The organism is Alteromonas mediterranea DE (assembly GCF_000020585.3).
Lineage (GTDB): Bacteria > Pseudomonadota > Gammaproteobacteria > Enterobacterales > Alteromonadaceae > Alteromonas > Alteromonas mediterranea.
Genome location: NC_011138.3, coordinates 111,019 through 134,195, shown reverse-complemented (window position 1 = coordinate 134,195; position 23,177 = coordinate 111,019). Strand labels below are relative to the sequence as shown.

The following is a 23,177-nucleotide window of genomic DNA, read 5'->3' as shown; positions in this document are numbered from 1 at the left end:
TTTAATCTTTGCGCTGGATCAAAATTTTGGTAGGTTGAGCGACTAGCCGAGTTTTTGGGCATGCGGTAAATTAGATTAAACAATGAAGGGACTCTGTTCATAGTGACAAAAACAATTGAACACTACAGCAAAAAAGCGCAGCACTATTACGATTTGTATAATTCGGTAGACGCCGAAAGTGTGCACAGCGATTGGAAAGCGTTTCTACAAAAATCAAAAGCAGGCACCGCACTAGATGTAGGCGCAGGAAGTGGCCGCGACGCCAACTGGTTAGCCGAACAAGGCTGGAAAGTAGTAGCTGTAGAGCCCGCTGATAACTTACGAACCTTAGCGCAATCCAATGCCCATAACAGTGTTACATGGTGTAACGCCAGCCTACCCGCGCTTACCGCCCTACCCCAAAAACCAAACACATACGACCTAATACTGCTTTCAGCGGTATGGATGCACTTGCCTAAATATGAAAGGCCACCCACGTTAAAAAGGTTAGCAGAATTGCTTTCAGAAAATGGAACCATGTATATAAGCCTTCGGTTCGGCCCAAATGATGAAGCAAGGCCCATGCACCCCGTTAGTTATGAAGAGTTAGCGACCTTAGCGGAAAGTAACGGCCTAAAGGCTCGCAACTTAAACACTGTTCCTGGTAAGGACGGGTTGCAGCGTGATGATGTGAAGTGGGTTACGGTAGAAGTGGTGAAGGCTACTAATTAAGCGATGTAATAGACATTGAACGGGAATATAAAGGACAAATGCGACAACAATGCACAAACTGCGCGGGAACCCGTGACTTGTATTTCGTGACTAATGGAACACAAGGGGACGACTTTCCCGGCAGAATGGTGATTTACTGCGCTCAATGTAGAAAAGAAAGACCTGGAAACTTAGATATTAGTTTACCAATTGCGTTATTAACTACAGACCTCTTCAAGGGCTTATATATTATGGGTAAGACAGAGACTGACCCCCAAATGGCTATACAAATGGCTTTCGGTCAAGCAATGCTTATTCTTAAGAAGGAATTAGAAGGGGTATTAGAATTGAAGAAGTCTTCCTTAAAAAAGTTTAGGTTTATAAGTTTTTGGTTTTACAAATTCAGTCTAAAACTCTGATATATTGTTATATTCTTTGTTGTTAGGTAGTCCTCGTAACTTATTATGTTTACTTATATGTACGTATTTGCTGTGAGGGCATTTAGATCAAGATAAGAAGGATTAGAAATGGATTTAAACGGTGCTCAGGTAAGAACTTTCACTAGAATGCTGAACAATATTGGTAGTGACGTAAGTCATAGCCCTAGCTATATGACTCAGGAAGAGTGGAAAAATCAGCAAATCGAGAACCATCAGATTAGAGTTCCTCACTTTCAGCGTCCTTACAAGTGGGAAGCCGAGAACATTAGTCAATTAATAAAGGATTGGCGAGACAACGAGAGAAAGCCATATTTTTCAGGCACGGTTGTAACGGTAAATGCAGAAGGGAGTAGTTGTCACGACTTGATAGACGGGCAACAACGCACAACAACACTGTACTTAGCAAACTTCGTCTTTTACCTCATTCTTAAAGAGCGACTGAAAATATATGTCCAGAAAAAGTACAGCAACTTTGCCGAGCTGTGTCGAGAGCTAGAGAACGCTTATCGATATGTTTTTCGTGACAGCCAAACAATTTCAGAGAGTGTAATTCAAAAATATAATGACCTAAAAAGCCCTGATTTTAGTGATGAGCGAAAAACTTCTATCGAAAAAGATATAATGAATGCGCTTTATGAAGCATTCGGAATAGTTATTAAAACTAGTGAAGATGAAATCGAGATCGGTTCCAGAGAGTTTTTTGTCAACAAACAACTGAGACTTACTTACAACAGGGATTCATACAACAAAAAACTTAGTAACGTTTTGTCTTCTTTCAGAGTTAGTTTCTCTAAGACCGGCCTTAAGTATGAAGTGGCAGAAGTTGATTTTGATGAACAAGAAAAAGTCTATATAGAAGCACTAAAGACTATTTTTACTGAGTTCGTTAATGATGAATCACTTTCTAAGCCTAGAGATGAATACGAAGTAATTGATTTTTACAAACAAATCACAGAGAACATTAAAAGGTTTATTTGCAGTATACAAGTATGCCTAATGCAAACAGGTAACCCACGGGACGCATACATTTTGTTCGAAGTATTAAATGATCGTTCTCTCGCATTGGAACCTCTTGACCTCATAAAGAACGACTTTTTTAAGACACTTTGTGAAAACCCTTCGATAGACACAAAAAAACTAGACGAAAATATTGAAGACCTCGATAACCAATGGGGTGAAATTTTTTCTAAGAATGCCTCTTATGAGTCGGATAACATTGCTTACTTTAGCGCAACTTATCTAACTAGACAGATTATTAAAAGTGATAAGAAAGAAGATATAAAAGATGCGTTGAATACATTTTTATCAAATAGCTATGCAAAAAATTACACAATGCCAGAGGCGCAGTCTCACTTTGATATTTTTAAGGCTGTTAAATGTATTATAAAACATTTTGATGCTCCATTTCGCAATCGTGACTCAAATGCGATTCTTAAAGCTTATAAACCTGAATTCAGTGCTGCGCAAAAAGCTTATGCTTTTCTCTGGGCTAAAAAACAGAGTGGAGTTCTAGCGGGATTCGTAACTTTTATTCTTAGACAGTATTTCGACTCTGTAAAGAAGTTTGAAGAAAACAAGTTTCTCGAATTTTTAAATAAAGATGTAGCAAAGAGTGGTAATGATGTCTTAACAAAAGTTGCTGATGCTTTGTGGAAAATATCAGTTAGCTCAAAAGATTACACTTCACCCAAAGCTTTTTCTGACATGCTTATAAATTCACCTGTAGATACAGTCGTCGCTTTTGCCAACACGCAGCGGCAATTTGAGCTTCCATGGCTTCAAGATTGGTCTTACGATGACTCACGCACGTTAAATGTAAAAGTTCTGTTCGCTATGTTATTTACAGTATCAAAAAACGACGATGGCTCACTAGAAAGAAAAGCTATGGCCTTCAATTTATCTGAAGATGCTATTAGAAAACTGCATCTTGACCATCTAGAGCCTAAAACTATTAATAAAGATCATCGTGAAAGCTACTTTGAGCACGATGAGCGAGAAAGAATAGTTAATAGTTTAGGTAACATGCTGCCACTACCATCTGAAATTAATATCGAGAAAAGCAACCGACCTTTCAGTATCGTAGTGGTGGAAGCATTAAATAAAGCAGGTATAAAAGATCATTGGCTAGGTATAGAAGCGATAAAACAGTATGAAGCAAATAACTCAAACGATATTCCAACTGAGGAGTTTTTCCGACAAAGACGAGATGCGCTCAAAAACTATTTTATGAATGTTCTAACCCTGCCGCCGCTCTAGTAGTATTCATCATAAGTACAGGCGCCAAAGTAAAAACTGGCGTTTTTCCGCCCTAATGGTATTTGTATATACAAATACCATTAACTATTGAATTGTTTAGGTGGCTGAACTTAGCGAGTTTTATTTAAATGAGCTCTAGGTATACGCTTCCATTCAACAGCGCTGACAATGCCATAATTTCCAGCAGAATTAGGCCTACGCCATTTTGCATGCGGCATGCTTATTAAGTAGTTCAGTGCTTCATCAAACGACTCAACTTTAATTTCATCACCTTTTTCTCCAACGGTAAAACCGCCTCTTTTATAAGCACAAGCGTAAGAGAAATACGTGCCGTCAGAAGCAACTGGAACATTAACGTACTCTTTTTCTAATCCCGTCATGCCTGACAAATTTTTAGTTGGCTTATACTCTTTGCGTGACTTCAACCATTCAGCAGCTTCTTCAATTTTCAACAATTGCTTCCCTGTTGCTTCGTTACTAAAAGCGCTAGCTGGCATCTTCGACAGCTCATTACGTACAGCGCCTTCGCTGGTATTTGAAAGAGCTACTAGCTCTTTGACAGAAAGGGCATTTTCATTACTAATATAAAACGTTGTATCGTAAATCTCTTCGATCGGAATTCCTTCATATAGGCATAATTTTAGGCGCCCCGACAAGGCATGGAAAAGAGTGGCGCAAATTGTATTTGGTGTAAGAACATCAATGACACTCTCTAACTTCGCAAATTTTTCAATGTCACCTAAGTCATCGGGTGCAAGATCCCCCTCAATAACTTGCCCAATAATTCCAAATCTGAACAACCGCTGTAACATATCTAGTAATCTTTCATTTCCAACAGCAGCATAGTCGATATGAGGAGTTTCGTAACCTGAGTATTCATTTAGGCAATAGGTGAAATAAGTTACTAATGACTCTGCAACCTTAGTGAAGGTTTGTTCGTTCAGATTTTGATGCTTTTCCATTTTAAACCTCAATGTTATTTAAAAAATCATACACAGGTTAAATCAAACCAAAACAAAGTCAACCTTAAAGTGAACAAAAAATTAATTATTAGATTTTATTTTATATTCAACATATACCCAGGGTCTTAAAATGAAATATGATGGACCCTATGCAAAAATTGAACAGCCGCGATACGGCACAAACATTGAACATCAGTGACTGTGAACTGATGCACCTGCGCGAACAAGGCGGCATTGCCTATGAAAAACGTGGGCGAGCGTTCTTCTACTCCTTACCTGCTGGACATTCAGTACTTGCTCATCCAATAGGTAGAGATTTATTGAACTGGTACATAGGCAGGCATGACTTTTTACAATCAAATGAACCTATTAATGATAGCTCGACGCTCGCATTGGAAGAGTTAGTCAGTGAAATACTTCTACCTATCAACCGCACCTTGGGAAAACCGATAATCACTTACGGCTTCACCTCCTTCCCTCTGAAAAAATTTATCCAGAAAGCATCACCAAGCGGTACGGCACCGACACTAGATCAGCATTCATCTCACGAAACCAATAGTGTGGGTAAACAAATATGCAGTAGAGGTGGTGCTGCATGTGATTTCTACATGGAAGGCGTGCCAACTTCCAATATCGTTCGTTTCATTACGCAAAAGCTAAATTACGATCGCATTTATTACTATGGAAATAACAGACCACTTCATGTCAGTATTCATTTAACCGACCCGCTTAAACACCTACAGATAATGGGCGAAAGCGAAAATGGTAGGCGTTATCCGGGTAAAAAGGCATTTGGCGATCGAGCAGTAATATTGGCAGAGGGATTATAGTGGACGCAGCTTTATTTAAAACATTAGTTGATAAATTGGAAGTAGGGAAAAAGCTCCCCGACGCCATTTACATTCATGACAGTACATTGCCGCAACTACCCGACAAACTACGAAATGTTATTCTGGCTATTGGCAAAGCGCTGAAAATCCCTCGGGAGCACTGGAACTTAATCAAGCTTTCTAGAAAGCAGTTTTCATTAAGCCTACTTCACTACCCTACCTTCGAAGAAGAGTCTTACCCCTCGTTAAAACAAAGCGTAACGGTTGACCTGCAAAAGCTTTCTCATAAAGTAACAGACTATTCTAACTACGATAACCCGCCTATTCTTCACCGCAAAGAAACCATGGTTTTACCCGACCATCCGCAATACGAAGAATTCAAGCAAATTACCGAAGAGGGTGAGCAAGCAGGCCTTTATGAAAGCTCGCGACATATTGGGTTTAAAGCGTCTTGGGAGGCTTTGATAAATGCGCATGGCTACGAACTTTTAGACGGGCGCTTGTTTCGAAACTCTGCATTACTACTTAATAAAGATGATAAAAAAATTGAGCGCGATAAAACCGCAATAGTACGCCACGAACTATCGGCCCCAATGAAGGTCTTAGCAAAGCACGGCTTTCTTGAAGGCCAATATTCCATATTTGATTACGGGTGCGGTAGAGGAGATGATCTTCGAGAACTTGAAGCGCATGGGCTAGATGTCCTTGGGTGGGATCCAAACTTTCTGCCAGATGCAGATAAAGTGAATGCTGACTTAGTTAACATCGGTTTTGTAATTAATGTAATTGAAGAAAGAAACGAGCGTATGGAAGCTATTCAAGGGGCATGGGCTCTTACTGATAAGCTTCTGGTGATATCAGCAATGCTAGCAAACGAAAGCTATCTGGCTAAATTCACGCCATATAAAGATGGCATTATCACTAGTCGAAATACCTTTCAAAAGTACTTCACTCAAAGCGAACTAAAAATGTTCATTGAGCTGAGCTTAGATGAGGCAGCCATTGCAGTAGCCCCTGGGGTATATTTCGTATTCAAAGATAAGTATCTAGAACAAGATTATCTTCAGAACCGACATAAGCGAACGCGAACTTGGGAACAGAAGTCTAAACCTATTGATATCAAAGAAGCCAATACACAGCTTTTATTTACCAAGCACGGCGAGCTTTTTGAAGAATACTGGAAAACGTGTTTGCTGTTAGGACGAGCACCCGCGAAGGACGAGTTTAGTAAAGCTGACGAGTTAATAGAACTAGTTGGCACCATGAAAAAAGCTTTTAGGCTGTGCCTAAACTTTTATGGCAGTGATGACTTTAATATTGCTCAACAAATGCGAACGGAAGACTTGCTAGTTTACTTCGCTGTAGGCCATTTTGGACAAAGAAAGGCATACAAATATCAACCAGAGCAAACGAAGCGTGACATAAAAGCCTTCTTCGATACTAACAAAAATGCCCAAACCCTAGCTAAAGAACTCCTTTTTCAAATAGCTGATGTCGAAATGATAGAAGCCGAATGCTTAGAAGCCCACAAAACCTTGCCTAAAAGTGTATTGGCAGAAGAGTACGGAAAACCACATTCCCTAACTTTTCATAAGCAATACTTAGACTTACTTTCCCCACTATTGAGAGTTTATGTAAGCTCAGCATTGCAGCTTTATGGTGAACTTGAAGACATACAGCTAATTAAAATCCACATAAATTCAGGTAAACTAACGCTACTCGGTTATGACAATTTTGAGGAAAGTAACGCTCCTACTTTGAAAGAGCGAGTTAAAATCAAAATGGCCGATCAAGATGTTGATTTCTTTGACTATCACTTAAATGAACATAGCGCTCCGGTGCTAGAAAATAAAAACGAATTCGTCTGACTCCCAAACTAACCAAGGTCAATAGCAATGATTTATTTCGATTCAGCAGGCTCTTTTCCCGTACTTGATGAAGTGAAAGAGAAAGTCATTGGCGCGTTTAACTTGCATTACGCAAACCCATCTTCAGACCATGCTGCAGGAGCAATGGCGGCTAATGAGCTTGAAAGAGTGCGCGAAAAAATTGCTGAATCGATTGGCGCAAGCCCTAGCGAAATCATATTTACTAGCGGAGCCACTGAATCAAACAATTTAGCGTTAAAAGGCCTGTTACATTGCGATTTAGCTAAGAATAAAAAACACATTGTTACGAGTAAAATAGAACATAAATGTATTCTGAGTATATGTAGCTACTTAGAAGCTTGCGGCTACGAAGTAACATACTTATCGCCAGACTCTACGGGGCGAATTTCAGCAGATACAGTAAAAACCGCGTTGCGAGATGACACCGCACTCGTCAGTATTATGCATGTTAACAATGAACTCGGGACGCTAAACCCTATTAGTGAAATAGGTGAACTGTGCTTCCGAAACAGAACGTTGTTTCATACCGATGCAGCACAAAGCTTTGGCAAAACAGAAATCGATGTCGATGACATGAGTATTGATCTGCTATCTCTATCTGCTCATAAAATAGGTGGAATAAAAGGTATAGGGGCGATTTATATAAGAGATGCACGTGACATCGATGTTTTGCCCGTCATTCACGGTGCAGGGCAAGAACTGGGAATTAGAGGTGGAACCGTTGCAACTCCACTAGTGGTCGGCTTAGGAGAGGCCTGTAAAGCTTTCCCAATCTATTACGCTGAAGCAGATTTTGGCCAAATTACTGCGCATCTAGAGTGCGAATTAAAAGGCAAAAACATCAGATACACCATTAATGGCGGAACCAGACTTCCTCACATCGTTTCACTAACATTGCCGGAAATTGATGTGATTACCTTTTTACTGGCTCACAGAGAAGACTTCTCGTTAGCGCAGGGATCAGCATGTTCCTCAAAAGAGATAGAGGCTTCACATGTACTGAAAGCTATAGGGTTAGATAGAGAAAAAGCTGAGCGAACAATTCGACTCAGCTTCGACTTCAACACAACTAAACACGACATCAGCACTTTAGTTTCGAAACTAAAAGCTTTTATTGAAAGTGCCTAGTTTATTTATAACAAGTAACGCAAGCACCTCCACCCTCTGCTTGGTCATAAATTTCGTCCATCACGTCTACATCAGAAAAATAGATTATCTTTTGCAATGGATTCCTAGCACGTTGTCGCTCCTGCTTTTTAACAAAGCGGTCGTAACGCTTTTTATGGTTTTCTAGAATCATCTGCTTTCGTTCTTCATCTTCAAGAACCGAGAGAGGGGTACCTTTACCTAACCAGTAAAATGTGCCATCAGGTCGCTTATCTTCCGCGGCCTTTTCGTATCCTTTAGCTTCTTCATATGCGTCAGGATAAATTTCCATCAGGCGAAGCCATTCTATTTTTTGTTGATAAAAACAGAAGGTGCAGCCGCTTCGCGAGCGCCACCCGTAATAACCTGGTTTACCTTGGTCCATGGCGCTAACGACTTTAGCCAACGTCTGAACGTTTATGTTTGATTTATAATAAGGATGACCTTCGTCTGCCTTTATCACTTTCAATCGCTGTTCAAAATGTTGTTCTAACAGCTCTTCTGGTAGCTTTTGCTCAATACCATTACAGCCAAGCTTTAACTCTCTAAAAGCTTGTACCTCTTCATCATCACTATATAAATCCGCTTGCTGTAAAATATTCAGAATATCTTGGCGATTTAGGCCGTCTTCTCTGAACGGCATCTTGATAGTAATGTATTCTTCTGTAACGTTATTGGTAAGAAAGCCGTCTCGGGCCGGTTCATCAGCCCTGATACCTACGTAAGATACTATTTCAGTGTAACCTTCTTCCTCGATTTTTTTCTTTACCCACTGCTCAAATGGCACTAATTTCATTTGAATGGTACACCAGCGCGCTTGTGGCGAAGGCAGGTAATTTTTATGTTGATCTAGGTGATAATCGAAGTCCTTCTTTTTACGATTGGACGTAAACACTTCTTCATAAGGGTCGATGATTTCTTTACCCAGGTAACCACGAAGCTTATCAATAAAAACATTTACTTCAGGCAGCTCCTTGCCCGTATCTGTAAAGTAATAGTGAATATCTAGCTCAGGATAATTGTCGCGCATATACATCGCGAGTGCAGCACTATCCTTACCCCCAGAGAGGCCTAGCACGTGTAACGTTTTTTCTGAACTCAACTTTTTACAGCTCCATTTTCTAACTCATCGAGAAGCGCAACTAATAGCGTTTTCTTCTTCTCACTGTCTAACCCTTCAAGTGAACTTGTAATCCCTTGTATCTGTTCATTGAATTCTTTTTCAATCTCAGCGAAGTCTAAACCACTAAACTTTGCGCGATGCGCTGCAATCTTAAATTTCTCAACTAATTCTGGCAGTGCTACTTGTGCACGTTTAATGGCAAGGTCATCCCAATTCCTTTCCGATTTAGATGATAGCAACGATATCAAGTTTGAAACCCATCGGTTATCGTTTTCTTTTCTCTCGCTTAAACGCTGTGCAAAAGACTTGAGCTTATGATCATCAGTAAAATCAACTACCGCGGTGCAGGTACTTTTTGCGATTAAATCATTTCCCAGCGCTTTTTCAGTTGTTTTTTTGAAGTTACTGAGCAGCTCACCATGTGCGTTCTTAAGAGTACGTAAAATATCTTCAACGTCCTGTACAGAAATACTATCTAAGTCAGTTTCTAATAATTCAGGTAAAGCCTTGAATAAGTAAGCATTGGGGTCAGACGCCTTTTTCGTTATTTCTAGAAACTTCCTAGCCTTTTTAGTTACGTTCTTTGTAGCAACTGTGTAACTGGATAACGAAGAGTAAAAAGTTACCAGTCCTTCTGCTACGTTTAGTGGCGTAACGTCCTTAGAATAGTCGTGTTCGTGGTTCGTTACGCTGTCTAATGCTTCCGCGACCTTATTGAGGTAAGCGGTTTTCTCTTGATCTATGTGTATAGCCTGAACTGCTACATTATGTGGTTTCTGAATTAGCTTCAAAGCAAATTCATCATCGGGTTGCGTAATAAAAATAATTTCGCCAGTAGCGTCATTTTTATCGTAGAAAGCGTAGTCTTTCATATGCTTCATCACAAAAGCCATTAGCCAAATTGCGCGAATTCCTTTTGTCAGCCCGTAAGGTGCAGCAGCCCAATATTCATCTATTTCTGATAACCAGACAGGAGCGTTAGTATCAGCTATTAACGTTTCGTGAGTTTTTCGGAAAAGGTTATCTACGTCGCTATTTTCAATCTCAGTTGGGTAACCCCAGCCATTATCGATTGCGCAATGAATTCCAAAGTTTGCTAAGCAAGAAAAGTAGAGCCCCTTTTCAGCTGGAAAGGTGTCGCTTGGGAAGCCAAGTAATTCTTCGCCGTAGTTCTCGGCCATTGCCAATACAAGCTTCTTAATTGCTGCGTTTGCACTACCTGAAGGCTTATTTCTATTGACTAGCTCGTTAATTATTACAGGTGACTCACTGTAGATCTCATCAGCTAAAGCTGAAACTATCGTGCTAAGACTAACATCAGAATATTGGCGCCCTTCATAGTGCCATTGCGATTTATTGAATAATAAATCTAATTCATTCTCCAGTGCACGCTCATTAGCCTGAAGCCTGCTCTCTACTTCTTCTCTCGCAATTTTGTCATGCACTAAGGTTTTATTAGTCTCTTTTATATTTCTTAACGCAATTTGTTCGATTGCAAGCGTTCTTAAATTCTCTGGCGCTATACTTTCGCTAAAAACTACTTGCGACTGCTTTGCAGCTACTTTTTTTAGTAATTCTAAGGCGGCCTTTGACGTAGGAACGTAAAAGTTTACAAACGCAGCGTTCTCCGCAGAGCTTTTTGCCTTCGATGCTATTAAATTAACACTACGCTCATTTATCAATTGGACATCAGCCCATCTAAGCGTGCCCTTTCGATGATAATGCGCCGAAGCTAATATGTGTTTAGTTGAGCTAACTTCCGAAACCCAATCGACACCATCTTTGATGGCATCTACTGTCGAGGTAATAATTTCGTTAACGTCAATATCACTGCCTTGAAATATAGTCAGTGCCTGATGTAGGTCGCGATATATCAGAACTTTCCAGCTTTCTAATTCTTCTAGTGCATTGGTTACATTTTTAGCTTTGTAGCCAAGCTGCTCGAAGTAACTTATTAAGAACTCTCGCGAAGCAAACAATTGATATTGATAACCAAACATCGTGATTAATGCGACTGTTTTCGTTATCGCTTCGTGTAGCTCTTCACCATCTAGAGAAGCTCTGTATAGCGCATCTTTGGCTTCTAGCCATATTTTGCCATCTCGGCTCGATGAAATAATGTGATCTAGATTAGTAGTAAGGTACTGCCAAAAAAGATTGGCGTTATAAAGTTTCAGCGCTTCTGATGATTCATCATCGGCATAAAAGGTATTAATAAATTGGTTAAAACTAAGCTTCTCACTAGACGCTAAGAAACCAAAAAGGCTCCTCTCATTTTGTGAAAATGAGCGTTTGGATATAGGCCCTAATAGTAGACTCACCACCGGATCGATAGGTAATGCGTTTTTTAACGAGTTAGTGATATTCTTTTCTCGCCCCAAATATTTGGCTACGACATCAACTAAACGAGCATACTTACGTTCTATTCTTTGCTTTAAATCATTATCCGCTTTTACTGTTTCACCGATGAGAATTAACGACTCATCAATTGACGGCGAATAAGCAATATCTCTATAGCGACCTTGTACTTTACCCCACTCCCGCTGAATATGAGATGTCATAGAGCGTGCATATTCAGCAAATGACTGATGAAGAAAGCCTATTAGGACCACTGGTTTATTACTTTTCTCAATAGCGTCTGCTAACTCTTGAAAGAAGTGCAGGTCTTTGTTTTCTCGAGATTGATAATCTAGGGCTTTACCCATCTCATCTAGTAAAATCAAAACACCATCAGCGTCTTCATCTTGCGAGTTTAGTGCGGATTTAATAAGCTCGACATAGAAATTATCGTCTTCGCCAGACGGTGCCACGTTACCTTGTAAGGTACTTAAAACACTATTTGCTAAACCCTCTGCAGGAGCGCCCAAGCCACATACATGTTTTACAACTTTCCAGCCTTTTTTTACCTTGAAGTCTTTAATGAAAGTACTATCAGCTTGTGCTGCTAGCAGCTTTTTACTAGCTAGGCTTCTCACTTTTTTATCTGCAGACAATAATAGCGACATAAATAGAGCAAACGTAGATTTACCCGTTCCATATGTTCCGGTTAGGGTGAAGCAACGCTGATTAGTGTTGTTTACTTCCTTTCCTAACGTATCCAACGTACTCAACGCTGTACCATGCAAAACAATATTGTCTATAAATTGCTTTGGATCTACTAAGCCGTCAATCCTTGTAGAACTTTTATAATTTTGCTTTATCGTTATCACTTCGAGCCTCTGTAATAATCATCCAAGATAAATTGGAAGGTTTCGTTTTCATCGAACGTTTTTAAAACCCTCACCTGTCGCATTCCCTGCGTATCTGTCTCTTCAAGCAAATTAGGATACTGCTTTACCGCGTTGTCTAACTGTACGCCGAGGCCCCTTTCTGAAAGCCTAAATATTTTACCTGGAGAACACTGATCAGATAACAACGCATCAAAACCAGCTGTTTCTGAAGCTTTAATTTCGAAGACAAAACGTAACAGCGCAAATGAGAAAATTTCGGTAGGCAGGGTTGGCCGCTCGTCTAAAATTGATGAATAGTTGCCCTTTCCTAAATCACGTATAAGGCCTAGCTCAATCAACGGTGAAGCAAAGTGCTCTTCACCTATAACGAAATTTTTTTTACCTTTCGCTAACGACTTACTTGCGTAAGTATGAAGGAAGCAATCTACATCTTTTTTAATAGTGCTTTCCTTTACTTCTTTATCACATATGACTTTAGCATCTCGTTCAATATCAAAAATAAGCTTTGATTTTTCAAAGCTCTGCATAGCAGTCATATTGAAAAAATAGCGATAAGAGGTGAGAACATCCTCATCAAAGTTCAGTAAGAAGTGTATAAGCCATATGCTTCCAATTCGCTCAAGAAATGGATCATTCGCAACTCCCGCGGCTCTCGTAGTTCCTTCATTAACTGAAGGAAGAAATAGATATCTTCCGATATCTGTTAACGATTGAGAAGCGTCATTTTTAAGTGTCTTGACTATAGAGCAAGCTTCACTCCAGTATCGAATAGCACTCACCATGTTTTTCCCCACGCCGAGTTCGACAATAGCTTCTTGTACATCTTTAGCACTCGAAGTGCTCAAATTCCCTTTTATATTCAACAAGTTTGCGGATTTAAATAACCACCCATATCTAAGCGGGAAAGTCTCATGCCCTGAAAACTTAGGTTCCATTCTAATACAGCTCCTGGAGAAATTGTCCAAAGGTAGATGTTAACTCCTTCAATCTTCTTTGAATAGGTATCCTGTTGAAAAAAATAAAATCAATGATATTCTACTTTTGTATAGATGCAAGGAGTGCAATGGAAAGTGAGCAGTAGTTTCCGCGATTTAGTTTTCCCTAAAAGTTTTGAGTACACTACAGACGGTCAAAACCTTCCTATAGAGTTTTACCTTGATGTAATTCCACTTAGTAAATCTATCCATCTAAAATTAGGTTACTTTAGTTCAAAAGCCCTAAGACTCCTTTCTTGTGCGCTCGCGCAGTTCATTTATCGCGGTGGTACATTGAATATAGTTTCAAACCACTTTGTATACGGTGAAGATAGAGCATTGTTCAGTGAAGACTCCTTACTCTCTGAAGAACTCGATTTAAAAAACTTAGTCCATATAAAAAGTGCGCTGACAACAAGTGAGGAGCACTTTTTCAATTGCTTAAAATATCTGCGCAAACAAGGAAGACTGAGAATTGTTCCCGTTATGCTGAAACCAGCGAGAATGACTCACTTTAAACAAGGTGTATTCACCGATCATTTTGATAATGAAATCTTTATGGATGGTAGCTGTAACTTTACGGCTAATGGGCTATTGGAAAATGCTGAAACTCTGTCCGTTTTTAGACTATGGGCTAGTACTTTTGAACAAAGTAAAGGACAGGGTAAGAAGTCTGAAATAGAAGCTATCCTAAATAAAGAAAATGGCCAATATCGCTATTTAGATGAATCGCAATTATTAGACGCTGTCGAGACACTAGGTGAAGATAAAAGTTTAGTGGAGCTACTCGCTAATGAAGCAAAGTTGTTAGAAGCTAGTTCTGATAAGTTTTTTAATATTAGTCGAAAATTAAAGGAAGCAGCAGCAAACCTAGAAAAACAGATAGAAGAATATAATGAAACTCCACGGTTTCCATTTGAGACCGGGCCTCGAGAGTATCAAAAAGAAGCATATTCTAATTGGAAACAGAATGATTTTAAGGGCATCTTTCTGATGGCTACCGGGACAGGTAAAACCATAACGGCTCTCAACTGTCTTCTGAATATTTATGAAATGGAAGGCTACTACCAATCGGTTATTCTAGTACCAGGAAAAACATTATTAAAGCAGTGGATAGGTGAAGCTAAGTCGTTTAACTTTAGAAACATTATTCCATGTTCGTCTGAATTCAAGACATGGGAGCAAGATTTAAACAAGCTACAAAGTAACTTACGATTTAATAAAAAGAAAAGCTTTGTTTTAATAACTACTTACACTACGTTTTCATCAGAAAAATTTCAGAGATATTTTACAAAAATTCCGTCACCCGCTCTCCTAATAGCAGATGAAGCCCACGCATTTGGAAGCCCAAAGTTAAAAACGATTCTAGAAAAACTCCACATCGAGCGGAGAATTGCACTTTCAGCCACTATTAAACGCCAATTTGACGAAGATGGTAATCAAGCAATAGAGCACGCGTTTAACTCACGGCATCCCTACACGTACAACTTCCCGATGAGCAAAGCGATTCAAGAAGGGGTTTTGTGTAAATATGACTATTTTCCTCATTTTGTTCAGTTAAATGAACAAGAGAACGAAGAATACTATGCAACTAGTAAAGAGCTATTGAAATATTTTGACTTTGAGACAAATCGCTTTAAGGACTCAGAATATGTGCAGATGCTGCTTATAAAACGAAAACGCATCATACACAAAGCTGAAGACAAGCTACGCGTTTTTAAAAGTATCTTAGCCAAGCATAAAGCAAAATACAAAACGCTATCATTTTCGTTTGTGTATGCTCCTGAAGGCGATTACGAAAGTGAAGATACAGAACAAAAGAATATATTGGATGAATTTATCCGCGTGTACGAAACTAACTATCCAAACTATAAAGCACATGCGTTTACCGGTAAAACTGAAAGTAGAGATTTAACAATGCAACACTTTCAAAATGGAATTATAGATACATTATTTTCCATGAAGTGTTTAGATGAAGGTGTTGATGTACCAAGAACGGAACTCGCTATTTTTTGCGCAAGTTCAGGAAACCCGAGGCAGTTTGTTCAAAGACGAGGACGGGTTTTAAGAAAACATAAAGATAAACACGTAGCGCTCATACATGACATGGTTGTTATACCACCTCCTCCATCAGATCCAGACACTTTTAGGTTTGAGCGAAAAATTTTAAAAGATGAGATTGTACGAGTTGTCTACTTTGCATCATTAGCTAGAAACTATTCAAATGTCATGAGCTTATTTGAACCGATTTGCAAACAGTACCAAATTGACTTGTATGGTCTACAAGACGAAATAGAGGATTTTCAATGAGATATGATAGAAATGAAATACTACGCTCGTTTTTACTATCAAGTGCTTTAGATAAGGAGTGCGCACTTACTAATGATGAATTATCTGACGTTGATTTTAGTCGGGATTCAAAAGACATTTTAATTGAAAGCTTAAAAACACTGTTAATCGCGCATAGTAGCGGTGATGGTGAACAAGCGTGCTTTAAAAAGGTCAATGTGAAAATAGAAGAAATGTCAAAATCGGTGTAATGCTCTATGTTAATAAAAAGTTTATCGCTTAAAAATTTTCAATGCTATTGTGGCGAGCTAGATCAGAATCACTTTTGCTTCAAAAACGGCCTAAACCTAATTATTGGTAATAATGGAAATGGCAAATCTAAAGTTTTTGATGGTTTTTATTGGGTCTTATATGACCAAATCTTTGACACTGACATACGACAGTTTACCCCTACGAGTGTATATGGTGAAAAGTTAATATCAGATAAAGTTACTAGAAACTGTGAGGTAGGTGACACAGCTACTGCCGAAGCATGTCTCGTAGTAGAGAGTAGTCAAGGCAGAGAGTACAGGCTTACTCGAGTATTTCATTGCACAAAGCTCTCAGATACTGAATGGATGAAAGAGCGGTCTATCCTTTTGATCGAAGAGAAAAAAACAAATAGATGGACTACATCAAATGAGACACCTGATTCAGTATTAAATAGGGTCATTCCCCCACACATCAAACCTTATATGTGGTTTCAGGGTGAACAAGTTGACGGCCTAATGGATTTAACGCAAAAAAGTTCATTAGCCAAAATAATAAAGCTGCTATCCGACATAAACTTTTACGATGAACTCGTTGAAATCACGCATAAAGGTGCTGAGAAATCATCTAAAAGCTTATTAAAAAACCAAAAAAGCTTAAGTAAAAACAAAGAAGAATCTGATAGACTTGAAAAAGAATTTAACGATAACTTAAGAGAAATAAAAAATCTCGAAGATGACAAAAAATTAGCGAATGAGAATTACACCAATGCGCAATCAAAGATAAACGATCTTTTAAATAAAATTGATGATGCGGAAGAAAAACAAAAATTAAAAATTGAAAGAGCTAACCTTGAAATAAAATTAAAAGCCAATGAAGACTCTGTAATTGAAAAAAGGAAGAGCTTCACCAGCAAAATGTTCCATGACTACTGGATTCTTAAGTTTAGCAAACCATCACTAGAAAAATTTGGTCGCAAATATAAAGAATATTTTGAAAAACACCAGCAGATTGTTAATCAAAATCAACAAACTTCATTTAAGCTTCCCCTTAATGTACCGCAGCCCATGCACCTGCACGGGATGCTAGAAAGTGAGACTTGTTACGTTTGTAATAGGAAGGCAGAAAAGGGAAGCGATGCCTACCAACACATAGAAGAGTTAGTTAACCGCAGTAGTAGTGTAACAAAGTCGCCGTTTGAGTGTGACTGCTCCGAATATTATGACCATCTATACACTAAAAGCATTCGATTTTATCAACATATTGAGACTACGAATGAACGAATTTCAGAGCAATTCGACACAATTTCGAGTCTTGAGGCTGATATTCTTGAAAATAAAAGTAGATTGGACACTATAAATGCAGAGCTTGAAGGTTTATTAGAAAACGATAGCTCTGAAGATGTTGTAAGTGAATTTAGACGTGCTCAAAGCAATGTGGAAAGATTCGGAGCAGAGCAAAAAGATATTGAAAATAAACTCAATCGCCTCAGCACGAATCAGGAAAAAATCAAAAAATCATTAGAAAAACTGACATTAGGTAAAGTTGATTTAGCTTTAGTGAATGCTGAAAAAGTTTTTGCTTCGCTAGCTAGAATCGCAAAATCTACTAGAGAAGAGGTTTATACACAGATCGTCTTAGAGCTAGAGAGTAAAGCAAACAAAATCTTTGAGGAAATGACGTCCTCCAACATGTCCTTTAAAGGTAGAATTAGGTTAAAGCGCCTTGATAACGGTGCATATAAAGCTGAAATAGTTGACCAAGAAGGTTACTCTGTTACAGGAAGCAATGATTCTAATATTGTTTTGGTGAAACTCGCGCTAATCATGGCTATCTTGACGGCTAGAGCCAGGTGGAGTGACAACTTCACTTTAATTTCTGATGCGCCCACGTCAAAGATGGCACACGAATACTCCACAGGCTTCTATAAGGCTTTAAGCTCGAATTTTTCTCAGTCTATCGTTATGACTTATGATTTTATCGAACCAGAAGATAGGGCTAAGTTCATAATGGAAAACAAACAAAACATTGGTTCAATTCACATACTCAATTCCAAATACGCTAGTGGAAATATGAATGACAGAACGGACTTAGAAACCTCTATAGAGGAAGTTGTTTTATGAACTTACTAAAAAAGAGAATTAATAGTTTTAGGCCAAAGTTTCTCCAGTCTTTTGAGCCAATTATATCGAGATACGCGCAATACGGCGGCGGAAGTAAAGAAGATAAGTTTAACCGGGGTAAAGCATTTGCAAATGTGTATGAGTTTTATATTTATGCATTCTTTATTGGTTTAGCTAAGAACAAGTCACTTGAATTGACCTCCGAAGATACTGCAAAAGATTTTTGGGAAATAGAAAATTGGAAACCTGCAGATCTTACTGAGCAATTGATCATCTGCGCTATCGCCGAGTCTGACTTTGATATGAACGCCGTCGAAAGTATGGATAAAGACAGCCTATACAAAGAAAGTACCAAGGTCCTTTCAACAATTGAAAAGTTTGCCAATGGTGGTTTTATGTATATAAAACAGAAGGTTGAAGAAAGTGAAGAAGCGGCTGAAGATGAGTTATTGTTTGTAAACTTATTGGAAGAAGATTAATTAGTAAAACTGAAGTGTGAACGCGAACTCGAACCAATACTGACTCAGGCTTAAACGTGTTCACACTTTCGTTATGTTGTAGGAATATTTAAAGAAGGTATTTAACTAGCGAATTAAATATCTATTTTACGATTAGCAAGGCTATAGTCAGAGATTGAAATTGTTTTAATTCCCTGTTTATTATCTAAAATCGCAGCGAGATCTCTGATTAGCATTCGTTCTATAGCTAGTCTGTATTTTCCAAGTTCTGGCGGGAGAACGTTGTACTTATAATAATCCCAATTTTTTATATCAAGATGGCCATTATTAAACCTAGGAATTAGTAAGTTCGCTTCCCCAACATAAAGAAGTTTGTTCTCAGTATCCAACAGCATATAAATAACATTGCTTGCACCAATTTCTAGTTTGTATTCTGATCGTGGCTTCCAGTCTTGCTTGTGAATACGCGCGAACTCACCAGACAATAGGGTAGAAGCCACTGCCTTAAGCGGTGCTGAATCGATTAACCGATTAAATAATTGAGGGAACTGGGGCTCTACTGTGAAGCTTGGTGTAAATATAAAAAGCTTATTATCAATATCGAATTCAATATCAAGAAACTCCCAGAAACTTATGTCCTTTTCAATTTGTCTATGGCTAACTCCTTCTGTGAGCTCGGCTTCAATAGCTCTCATAAAGGTCATTAAATAGATATCCTGTAACTTCCGGCCTAATTCACGCTGAAAACTAAGCCTATATCGATAGCCGTTCTGGCTTTTTCTTTTTACTACATTTCCTTCGAAAATCTGTTTTTTAAACTGAATGCGTACATTGCTCATTTCATCTAGTTTAGACCTAACTTCACTAAAGTTATCCTGAATCTGCCATATTTTTTGAACCCATTGGGGTATTGGTGTAGAGAACTCTTTGAGAAAGGTACCATCTACTTTTTTACGCCATAGCGGCCATTCAACATCACTTCTTTCGAGCACTAGAACATCCTTTTCTGTTTACCTTTTTACTGTTTTTCACAACATAGAAACCGCTTACTTATTTTTTCATTTCAAGTAGCTACTCGAAAAACCACTTAACTGAACGTTGGTACAGCTGTTTTCACACATCTTCTGTTGTAATTTTAAAAAAGAATTACAGGAGACAGTAAATGGTAACAATAACACCGAATGCTTCGCTAATTGAGCTAAAATCATTGATACGCCAAGAAAATTTCAAAGAAGAAACGGTTGAAGTAATTTTGTCCAACCTACTCGCGTTGATCGACGAGCAAAACGAGTCCTTCTCTATTCCATTTGACGATGTCATCGTCACAATAAAAACCGCGCTAAGACTTCTACAAAGCTAACGGTTATTTCTACCCTATTTACTCTTCTAGTAGCAAAGCTATTGAGCCTTTGGACACAGTAACACATCGCGACTAATTTGGAGTAAATGAAGACAAGGGGCAATGAATGACCTCATAAAGCTGATGAGGTGAGTATTCCTTAGTGCAATGATCACGCTATTCAGATTTCCAACATAGTATGGGCGTGTGGCACTTAAAAATAGAGGTTTTAGAGCCGGAACGTGGTTCAAATTATTCCTTTAGGTTATGATAGAAGAATAATAGAAAAACATAAATAGTTAGCAGGTCTCATGGACAGAGAAAATAAAGATATCAAGTTTTTAGAAAATGCGCTTGAAGTAAAAATTTCGACTCTAAAAAGCAAATCAAAAAAATTAAAAATAAGGGCAAATTTATTCAAAGCGCTTTCTATTATCTTAGGCGCTATTGTCACTCTAACGCTTGGATTTGATGTTGATACTGAGTATCAAACTTACCAGAAAAATACGGCATTAATCTTTGGTTTTTTACTAACTGTCGTTAGTGGAATGGACGCGGCGTTCAACTATAAAAATCTATGGATTCGTCATAAAACCACTCTCCTTTCGCTGTACCAACTACAAAATGAACTATCTTATCTTGTTGCTAGAGCTAAAATTTTCGACCTTGATGAACTATTCGAAAAATATCAAAAAACTTGGGAGCAAGATAGCTCAGATTGGCTAAAAATTGTCAGACAAAAAGTAAATGAAAATTCTAAGTAGGTTGTAATAATGATTCTTACAAAAATAAATATCAACAAGATTGCAATTCATCAAATATATCAACGTGATAGTATGTCTGAAGTTGTCGAGCCGACCAAAGGTGAGGATTTAATAAATTTTGATGTAGCTGCATCTCATACTTTTAAAACTAGAGTGACTGAAGCTTTAGGAAATGACTCAAAAGCTGTAGAGATGGCTATAAAAAAAGATGGGGATGATTCCATTGTCTGTAAGGTTGATCGTCTTATCAGCGCTTCCGATCCTGATTTTATTCAGACTTCTTATGACATTGCTTATGATCTCGCAGAGGCACAGAATAGGCGAAGTTACACTGGTGGAATAGTAGTAGTTTTTAAAGGTGCTTATGGCTCGAATAAAACGCCATTCATTGGCATTATGAAAGCAGAGATATATAGTGCATACGAAAAGAAACAAGATCCGCACACCAAGCAAATTACTTTGCAATACGTTCAAGAAGCTTTACTAACTCCTGCAACAAAGCTATACAAAACTGCAGGATTTTTTCTTAAACCAGATGCAGAGAAAACTACTGATTTAAAGGATAAGTATACTGTGCTAGTTAGCGATACTCAGATATCGCAAGTTGATGGCAAGGCGGCTGCACAGTATTTTTATTCAGCATTTTTAGGGTGTGGATATCCTGAGTCCAGTGCAAGAACCACTTATAAGTTTTACGAGGTTACAAAAGATTTTATTGACGAGCTATCTATCCCTCAAGACCGAAAGAATCAGCTATTAAATGCACTGAACTCTTATTTGAAGTTTGAAAACAACTCGGTAATTGAGCCAAAAGAGTTCTCTAACAGATATTTTGACAAAGAAGAAAGGTCACAATATAAAGACGAAATTGACGAATCCGGATTACCATTTTCAGCATTCACGAAAGACACAAAATTCATTGAAAGCAAACTTCAAATGAGAAAGATAGAGTTTAAGAAACAAGTAAGAATCACAGCTCCTGCAAAAGACTTTGGTGAAATTGTAACTTTTGAAGAATATGACGTTGATGTTGGAGGTGGCGAGACTGAAAAATGGACAAAAGTTCTGGTCAAAGATCGAATTACATCTCAAGAATGACCGAATCAGAATTTTTACAAAAGTGGAATGATGAGAAACTCGTTTATAAGGAATGGGGCAGCTTCGTCGTATCTACAATAAAGGAACGTTTATTAGATCGAGTTAAAAGTCTTAACACCTTTCTTAAGCAGCCATGTGACGTTCGTATTAAGGAAGAAGCCTCCCTATTGGATAAAGCTTTCTGTAGAAAGGATAAAGGCTATAAAGATCCTTATAAAGAAATCGAAGATAAAGCTGGCTGCAGATTTGTAGTTTTATTGGTTGAAGACATAAAGTTCATTACCGACATCGTTGAGAGCGCGCCGGAGTGGACAGCAAAACAGTGTCGTAACTTCGGAAAAGAAAGAGATGCCTCCCCCCTCTTGTTTACATATCAATCCGTTCATTACATTGTTAGACCAAGGGAGGAGTTATCATCAAATGGAATCAGAGTCGATAAGAGCATACCTTGTGAGATTCAAATTAGAACTCTTCTTCAGCATGCTTATGCTGAATTAACCCATGACGCGATATATAAAACCAAGACATCAGTTAAACCAGTAGTACATAGAACCGTAGCAAAAAGTATGGCTCTTATAGAGACTACTGATGATTTTTTTTCTATGGTTAACCGAGAGTTAAACTCTACTCCAATTGAACAGCTAAATTTTCAATCATCATTAGACTTTCTGTATACAAAGCTAACCGGTAATATTCCTACGCCTGCTCAAAAATCCTCTCTTACTATACTTGATGAATTTAGTGAAATTCTTTCAGACACCCTAATAGGTCAAATTGAGGAGCTATTTATACGTCGTAAAGAGTTTCTTGAGCTCTTAGTAACTGAAGTAGAGCTGTACCCTTGGTTTTCACAATCGATAGTTATGTTCATTATTTGGCTTATAAGGAAAGAGAAAATAAAGGCTATAGAACAATGGCCTATAGAACGACGGGTATTAGAAATTATTGCTTCTGATATGGGGGAATCACTCGATATCGATTAGTGTAATTCTTTCTAACCACACCTATCACTCTAAAAAGTTGCTAACCTCTGCTACATTTCCTAAACAACTTAAAAAACTAAATGTTTGAGGAAAAGAATCGGTGTTTCATAGCGTACTCGCTAGGATTAGAACTTATGATTTTTGCCTAAGGAGTGCAAAGCCAGTGTTCAGCTTTTCATAGGTTAACCCTCAATAGCCCCATCAAAGCTTTCATCGTTGTCGAAATAAAGCTGGCTTAGTCGGCTTTTCTTGATTTTGTAGGTAGCGCAGGCAAAGGCTAACGCTTCTCTAAAGCTACTAAATTCTTCGTAGAACACTTTAAACACCTCACACA

General features: G+C 38.4%; 19 protein-coding genes. 13 read left to right on the top strand and 6 right to left on the bottom strand.

From position 1 onward, the window contains the following. Positions 1–102 precede the first annotated feature (102 nt). Positions 103–711 (top strand): class I SAM-dependent methyltransferase, encoded by a 609-nt coding sequence (locus MADE_RS00625; RefSeq protein ID WP_012516648.1) that lies wholly within the window; start codon positions 103–105, stop codon positions 709–711. Positions 712–1,217: 506 nt separating this feature from the next. Then, positions 1,218–3,386 carry a DUF262 domain-containing protein gene (locus MADE_RS19935; RefSeq protein ID WP_012516646.1) on the top strand — a complete coding sequence of 723 codons (2,169 nt, stop codon included), beginning with the start codon at positions 1,218–1,220 and terminating at the stop codon, positions 3,384–3,386. A 110-nt stretch (positions 3,387–3,496) separates the two neighbouring features. Here the strand turns inward: MADE_RS19935 and MADE_RS20770 are convergent, their stop codons facing one another. Continuing rightward, positions 3,497–4,348: a hypothetical protein gene (locus MADE_RS20770; RefSeq protein WP_012516645.1), complete on the bottom strand. Its 852-nt coding sequence runs from the start codon at positions 4,346–4,348 to the stop codon at positions 3,497–3,499. Between the two features lie 149 nt (positions 4,349–4,497). Here MADE_RS20770 and MADE_RS00605 point away from each other — a divergent pair, with 149 nt between their 5' ends. From MADE_RS00605 to MADE_RS00595, 3 genes are read left to right on the top strand one after another with little or no spacing between them, the layout of a single operon-like run. Beyond that, positions 4,498–5,178: a hypothetical protein gene (locus tag MADE_RS00605; RefSeq protein WP_148291017.1), complete on the top strand. Its 681-nt coding sequence runs from the start codon at positions 4,498–4,500 to the stop codon at positions 5,176–5,178. Beyond that, complete coding sequence (locus tag MADE_RS00600) at positions 5,178–7,046, top strand: DNA phosphorothioation-associated putative methyltransferase (protein WP_012516643.1); 1,869 nt, start codon at positions 5,178–5,180, stop codon at positions 7,044–7,046. The genes MADE_RS00605 and MADE_RS00600 overlap by 1 nt, the downstream gene beginning before the upstream one ends. A gap of 27 nt (positions 7,047–7,073) precedes the next feature. Continuing rightward, positions 7,074–8,195: a cysteine desulfurase family protein gene (locus MADE_RS00595; protein ID WP_012516642.1), complete on the top strand. Its 1,122-nt coding sequence runs from the start codon at positions 7,074–7,076 to the stop codon at positions 8,193–8,195. Position 8,196: 1 nt separating this feature from the next. Here the strand turns inward: MADE_RS00595 and MADE_RS00590 are convergent, their stop codons facing one another. The 3 genes from MADE_RS00590 to MADE_RS00580 all read right to left on the bottom strand — a co-directional run bounded on the left by MADE_RS00590 (position 8,197) and on the right by MADE_RS00580 (position 13,501). Beyond that, on the bottom strand, positions 8,197–9,315 hold the full coding sequence (locus tag MADE_RS00590) for a phosphoadenosine phosphosulfate reductase domain-containing protein (protein ID WP_012516641.1): 1,119 nt from the start codon (positions 9,313–9,315) through the stop codon (positions 8,197–8,199). Then, positions 9,312–12,446 carry a hypothetical protein gene (locus MADE_RS00585; protein ID WP_148291016.1) on the bottom strand — a complete coding sequence of 1,045 codons (3,135 nt, stop codon included), beginning with the start codon at positions 12,444–12,446 and terminating at the stop codon, positions 9,312–9,314. The genes MADE_RS00590 and MADE_RS00585 overlap by 4 nt, the downstream gene beginning before the upstream one ends. Before the next feature lie 95 nt (positions 12,447–12,541). Beyond that, on the bottom strand, positions 12,542–13,501 hold the full coding sequence (locus MADE_RS00580) for a DUF4007 family protein (protein WP_012516639.1): 960 nt from the start codon (positions 13,499–13,501) through the stop codon (positions 12,542–12,544). A gap of 135 nt (positions 13,502–13,636) precedes the next feature. Between MADE_RS00580 and MADE_RS00575 the strand changes: the two genes are divergently transcribed. Genes MADE_RS00575 through MADE_RS00560 form a run of 4 tightly spaced genes read left to right on the top strand, consistent with a single transcriptional unit; the run spans position 13,637 to position 18,680 of the window. Then, the gene (locus MADE_RS00575) at positions 13,637–15,850 is read left to right on the top strand and encodes a DEAD/DEAH box helicase family protein (protein ID WP_012516638.1); all 2,214 of its coding nucleotides are present in this window, start codon (positions 13,637–13,639) and stop codon (positions 15,848–15,850) included. Next, on the top strand, positions 15,847–16,080 hold the full coding sequence (locus MADE_RS00570; protein ID WP_012516637.1) for a hypothetical protein: 234 nt from the start codon (positions 15,847–15,849) through the stop codon (positions 16,078–16,080). Before MADE_RS00575 ends, MADE_RS00570 begins: the two co-directional genes overlap by 4 nt. Positions 16,081–16,086: 6 nt before the next feature. Next, positions 16,087–18,201, top strand: coding sequence for an SMC family protein (locus MADE_RS00565; RefSeq protein WP_012516636.1), 2,115 nt, complete (start codon positions 16,087–16,089; stop codon positions 18,199–18,201). Next, positions 18,198–18,680 (top strand): hypothetical protein, encoded by a 483-nt coding sequence (locus MADE_RS00560; protein WP_012516635.1) that lies wholly within the window; start codon positions 18,198–18,200, stop codon positions 18,678–18,680. Before MADE_RS00565 ends, MADE_RS00560 begins: the two co-directional genes overlap by 4 nt. Positions 18,681–18,793: 113 nt before the next feature. Here MADE_RS00560 and MADE_RS00555 read toward each other — a convergent pair whose 3' ends face one another. After that, the gene (locus tag MADE_RS00555) at positions 18,794–19,651 is read right to left on the bottom strand and encodes a hypothetical protein (RefSeq protein WP_012516634.1); all 858 of its coding nucleotides are present in this window, start codon (positions 19,649–19,651) and stop codon (positions 18,794–18,796) included. A gap of 170 nt (positions 19,652–19,821) precedes the next feature. Here MADE_RS00555 and MADE_RS00550 point away from each other — a divergent pair, with 170 nt between their 5' ends. The 4 genes from MADE_RS00550 (at position 19,822) to MADE_RS00535 (ending at position 22,843) form a co-directional block, all read left to right on the top strand. Continuing rightward, positions 19,822–20,019, top strand: coding sequence for a hypothetical protein (locus tag MADE_RS00550; protein ID WP_012516633.1), 198 nt, complete (start codon positions 19,822–19,824; stop codon positions 20,017–20,019). Between the two features lie 290 nt (positions 20,020–20,309). Continuing rightward, positions 20,310–20,762 (top strand): DUF4231 domain-containing protein, encoded by a 453-nt coding sequence (locus tag MADE_RS00545; RefSeq protein WP_012516632.1) that lies wholly within the window; start codon positions 20,310–20,312, stop codon positions 20,760–20,762. Positions 20,763–20,771: 9 nt separating this feature from the next. Continuing rightward, positions 20,772–21,860 carry a nucleoid-associated protein gene (locus tag MADE_RS00540; RefSeq protein ID WP_012516631.1) on the top strand — a complete coding sequence of 363 codons (1,089 nt, stop codon included), beginning with the start codon at positions 20,772–20,774 and terminating at the stop codon, positions 21,858–21,860. Next, positions 21,857–22,843 carry a GTP pyrophosphokinase gene (locus MADE_RS00535; protein ID WP_012516630.1) on the top strand — a complete coding sequence of 329 codons (987 nt, stop codon included), beginning with the start codon at positions 21,857–21,859 and terminating at the stop codon, positions 22,841–22,843. Before MADE_RS00540 ends, MADE_RS00535 begins: the two co-directional genes overlap by 4 nt. Before the next feature lie 182 nt (positions 22,844–23,025). Here the strand turns inward: MADE_RS00535 and MADE_RS21070 are convergent, their stop codons facing one another. Further along, positions 23,026–23,160 carry a hypothetical protein gene (locus MADE_RS21070; RefSeq protein ID WP_257720416.1) on the bottom strand — a complete coding sequence of 45 codons (135 nt, stop codon included), beginning with the start codon at positions 23,158–23,160 and terminating at the stop codon, positions 23,026–23,028. Between the last annotated feature and the right edge of the window lie 17 nt (positions 23,161–23,177).